This is a genomic window from Butyrivibrio sp. (assembly GCF_017940685.1).
Taxonomy (GTDB): domain Bacteria; phylum Bacillota; class Clostridia; order Lachnospirales; family Lachnospiraceae; genus Butyrivibrio.
In genome coordinates, this window is record NZ_JAGAYD010000228.1 from 1 (window position 1) to 5,111 (window position 5,111).

The window sequence follows — 5,111 nt, forward strand, 5'->3', positions numbered from 1 at the left end:
TAAGCTGTTCTAAAAGTGTTACAATGTCCATGAGAGTACTCCTTTTCTGAGTTTTTTTGTTTTGACGAACTTATTATACCCAAAAAGGTTTGTACTCTCATTTTTTATCTTAATTCAACTGACAATTTCTTTACTCCGTTCTTAAAGGGCCAGTTAAGAATCAATTAATAATTACACAAGAGACAACTTAAGACTTATAAAGTCTGTTGCAGTAAAGTATGGTCAGAAGCAAACGTAAACGATTAAGTGAAGAGGTAGAAACATGATTGAAATGATAAAAGGTAAAAAGAGAATAATTTTGATATCTTCTGCTTTAGTCGCAGCTGTTGCAATAGGTGGTGTATCTATAAGTTCAAATGCCGCCATGTCAGTTAGCGCTTATCAGGCTGACAAGGGCTCCCTTGAAAGCATCGTAGAGGTAAACGGAACTGTTGAGAGTGACACAGATAAGCTCTACTACAGTGATATTGATGCTAAGATAGGTAAGGTCCACATAAAGGAAGGCGACTTCGTTAAAAAGGGAGACCTTCTGATCTCCTATGACGAAGAAGATCTGGAAAAGCTTGAGACAATGGCAAACCTTACTGCAAAGGCAGATCTTGGCAGTTTCAAAGGCTCCATGCAGTCATCTGGAAGAACCGCCGGGTTATATAACGAAGCTAAAACAAATCTTGAAGTCTTAAATCAGCAGATAGCTGATACCGAGGCTCAGATCACAAGGACTCAGAACAGCCTCATGGAAAAGAAAGCATCTCTTGCAGACTTTGGAGCAAAGCTTCAGGTATCTCTCATTGAATGGTCAGATGAACCAGACTCTGACGAGTATGAAAACCTCCAGAAGCTCATTCAGACCAATGCTTACGAGCAGCAATATGCACCTGAAATAGTAAGGATGCAGGAAGAGCTTGATTCTTTAAAGCTTACGCTCACGGACCTTAAGGAATACAAATCCGAAATGACAAGTCAGAAAGCCAGCACAGTGGGCGGCATCATGACCAAGGGCGAAAAAGAAAGACTCACAGCCATAAAGGAAGCAAACGAACTTACAAATAGTGAAAAGCTCTCCTATTATGCTGCTGCAAAAGAAGGCATCAGGGCTGACTTTGACGGAATAGTTACTGAAATTGATGCAGCTGAGGGAAGCGAAGTTTATTGCGGAGCCAAGCTTCTTACACTTAAGTCATTATCCGATGTTGTTATCAAAGCCAGTGTAAATAAGTATGATATAGTGAATATTGAAAAAGGCCAGACGGTTACTGCCAATATCAAAAACAAGGACTACACCGGCAAAGTTTCAAGGATTGAGAGAATGACCAAGGACTCAGGAACCGGCACAGGTATCGGTGTTGAGATCACATTGGATAATCCAGATGACTCCATTATCCTTGGACTTGAAGCCAAGGCAAAAATAAATACAGCAAGCCTTTCAGAAGTTTTGCGGATCCCACTTGAAGCTCTCAGTGAGGATGAGGAAGGCAGCTATGTCTTTGTTGCTAATGACGGAAAAGCCACCAAAAAGTTTGTTGAGTGCGGCATCAGAAATGACGACATGGTAGAGATAAAAGATGGCCTTACCGAGGGAAGTCTTGTAGTTTGGAGAGACTCCGAAGAAATAACTGACGGAATGGGCGTAAAGGTGAACAAATAATGAGTCTTCAAAAAGAAACTATACTAATTGCAAGAGATCTGTCCAAAACATTTTCAAATGGTTCTGTTCAGCAGCACGTTTTAAAGAACTTAAATCTCTCCATCTATAAAGGAGATTTCACTGTAATAATGGGTAACTCAGGCTCCGGTAAGAGCACTCTTTTGTACGCCCTTTCCGGTATGGACAGACCCAGCATGGGCACGATCACATATCATGCAGATGGCGAAAAAGAAACTGAGATCTCCACTTTCAGTAACGACAAGCTTGCCCTTTTCAGGCGTAGTCACGTGGGATTTGTCTTTCAGCAAAACTATTTAAATGACAGCATGAGTGCTCTTGATAACGTAATGGTCTGCGGACTTTTAAAGGCCACTGACAGGAAAGAACTTGCAGAAAGGGCAAAAAGGCTGCTTCAAAGCGTAGAGATCGAAGAAAATGACTTCCGAAAATTCCCTACCCAGATGTCCGGCGGACAGCAACAGCGTGTAGCGGTTGTCAGAGGTGTTATCAACTCTCCTGAAGTTCTTTTCGCTGATGAGCCAACTGGAGCCCTTAACTCTCAGAACACTGAAAACGTCCTTAACATCCTGTCAAACCTTAATAACGAAGGCCAGAGCATTGTCATGGTAACCCACACCATCAAAGCTGCTGAACGCGGCAACAGGATAATCTATTTGTCCGACGGCGTCATAAGTGACGAGATTGACCTTGGTCCCTACGCAGGTGACTACAAAGATGAGTCAAACCCAAATCTGGAAATAGCAAAAAAGCGCCACCAGAACCTGAAGAATTTCCTTCAGGATATGGGCTGGTGATCACACCGTATATTCGAAAGGAAAGAAAAATGTACAGATTTTTCTTTATCGCCAAAAACAATATTAAAAAACAAAAAAGTGATATGATCACTTTCTTTATACTATCGGCCCTTTCCTCTCTCTTTATCTTTATCAGCGCTTCATTTCTTGCTGACACCGGAAAAGTCATCGACACCAACATGGAAAAGATAAATGCCGCTGATATCTTTATTATCACAGGATACTCTGAGCCAGCCATCGAAAAGATGGAAGAACTGATAAAGGGCAATGTATATTTAAAAAACTATGAGGTTGAGGAATATCTTGACTGCAGCTCAAAGTACAAACTAAAAGGGAGCAAAAACTGGATTGAATACCCCCTGTTTATTAGTAGCTATGAAAAGCCACAGAAGATCCAGACTATGAGTATTGATGCTTCAGATTTTTCCGGAGACGACGTGGTTATTCCAATCTCTCTATCCTCAGCCTTTAAAATAGGGTCCACCTTTCAGATGAAGATTGGCGACAACGTCTATGACTTTAAGGTTGCAGGCTACAACGAGGATAATCTCTTTTGCTCGCCAATGAACATGGGAACCTACAAGATATATGTATCTGACAGGATGTACGAAACCCTGCGCTTCGAAAACCCAAAGGGTGCATATGACAGCAGGTACATAAAGACTCAGCTGACTGACACTGCCAAAAAGAAACATATCGATACTAATAAGCTCTCTGACACCATAGGTGATGAGCTCCTTAACTGGTACAATGACTATTCTAAAGCAAATCCGGATTTTGAGATGCCAGGTACTAATGTCCTCCCTGCAGAACTTATGAAGACCGGTTCCATGATACTTCCATTTGTTTTTGTGGCACTGATATTTCTTTTCGCTGTGATCATCTTTGCTATAGCCATCGTCATCATCAACTTCAGCGTAAAGAACTTCATCATGACCAACATGAAAAACACAGCCATCATGGAAGCTTCCGGCTATACAGTCAGGGAACTGGTACTTATCCTGTTGTTCCAGCTTATTATGATATCAGGACTTGGCGCAGCTGTAGGAATCACTATTGGCGCACTTCTTCTTGATAAGATCGGGATACTTATCCTTATCACCCTTGGTCTTACATGGAATCAGCCCGTCAACACTGTGGTGATACTTTCAGTTTTCCTTGGATTTTGCCTGGTTGTAGCTTGTCTTACTCTCCTGCTCGGTCGGGAATACAGTAAGGTAAGCGTCCTTTCAGCGCTTAGAGGCGGCGTTAACACTCACAATTACAAGAAGAATCTCTTTTCCTTTGATAAGACTAATCTTCCCATCGCAGTGACACTGTCACTTAAGGATACTTTTGGAAGATTTAAAAACCAGCTTGGAATAATCTTTATCATGATGATCCTCTCCATTTCGTCAGTGGTGGCCTTTGGAATGACTGACACTTTTGGCAATGATGAAGGCGTTCTTAACATTGGCGGTTTTGACGTTTATGATGCATTTTTCTCTGGTGATGAGAGCATGGAAGAAACTGTAAGCACCATGAAAACCGTTGAAAATACCAGGCGAGAGATCTGGATGGGCGTAAATTACTCTCATAAAAAGAACAAGCAGAATATCACAACCAGGTCCTTTTCAGACACCTCAAACATCATTGGAGGATCCATTATAGAGGGCCGCTGGCCAAAACACCCCAACGAAGTCATGCTTGCAACAAATGCTGCTTCAAGACTTGGTGTTTCCCTTGGAGATGTTGTGACTGTAAGAAACGATATGGCTGATGAATCCTTCATTGTATGCGGTATCTGCCAGACCATGAACAACATGGGGATGATGGCCTTTATGACAATCGATGGCCTTACTAAGGTCACTACTGTTCCTGAGTCAATGCAGGTTTGTGTGCAGCTTAAAAAGGGTGTTTCTTTTGCTGAATTTGAAGAAGAATTTAAAGATGTTTATCCAGAGGTTACTGTAACTGATTATCAGGTTGCAGCTCACCAGACCGTGGGCCTTATCACCATCGGTATCAAGCTCTTTGCCTACTTTGTAAGCCTACTTACGATCCTGATCGTGGCCTTTGTAGAATCCCTGATCGTTCGCACAAATATCAATAAGCAGTGGAGAAACCTTGGTGTAAGCAAAGCTTTAGGCTTTACCTCAAAAGACCTGATCCTTCAGGTCATGCTGTCCAATATTCCTTCAATTCTTATTGGTGTAGCTTTAGGTCTTGTGCTGTCTCCTTCCCTTGGAAGCAAGCTCATGGTCGGCACATTTATGATATTTGGATTTAAGAGGATAGACTTTAAGATAGCTCCTGTATCATATCTTTTCACAGCGTTTATTATCATTGGTGTTGCCCTTATCACCTCCGCTCTTATAGGCCGCAGGATAAAAGGTCTTGAACCTGTGAAGATGATCACCGAAGAATAGTCTGTTTATGTTACAATAATCCATACGGAGATAAATTATGCATTACAACTGTCTTATTGTGGATGATGAAATTGAACTTGCAAAAATGACGGCGGAGTATTTCAGGATGTTTGACGTTTCTACGCAGTATGTAGAAAGCGCCGCATCCTGCCTTGCTTTCTTTGAAGAGGGAAACACCGCTGACCTGATCCTTCTTGATATCAATTTAGGAGATGGATCAGGTTTTGATGTCTGTAAAAA

Annotated in this window: 4 protein-coding genes; all 4 read left to right on the forward strand. The window is 41.8% G+C overall.

What is annotated here, in order from left to right; genetic code table 11:
• The first annotated feature begins 262 nt into the window (after positions 1-262).
• Positions 263-1,648, forward strand: coding sequence for an efflux RND transporter periplasmic adaptor subunit (locus J6I68_RS13620; protein ID WP_292221126.1), 1,386 nt, complete (start codon positions 263-265; stop codon positions 1,646-1,648).
• Positions 1,648-2,463, forward strand: a complete 816-nt coding sequence (locus J6I68_RS13625) for an ABC transporter ATP-binding protein (RefSeq protein ID WP_292221127.1) — start codon at positions 1,648-1,650, stop codon at positions 2,461-2,463. The genes J6I68_RS13620 and J6I68_RS13625 overlap by 1 nt, the downstream gene beginning before the upstream one ends.
• Positions 2,464-2,492: 29 nt before the next feature.
• Positions 2,493-4,871: an ABC transporter permease gene (locus J6I68_RS13630; RefSeq protein WP_292221128.1), complete on the forward strand. Its 2,379-nt coding sequence runs from the start codon at positions 2,493-2,495 to the stop codon at positions 4,869-4,871.
• 37 nt (positions 4,872-4,908) lie between these two features.
• Positions 4,909-5,111: response regulator (locus J6I68_RS13635; RefSeq protein ID WP_292221130.1), on the forward strand; the 203-nt coding region annotated here is incomplete at its 3' end.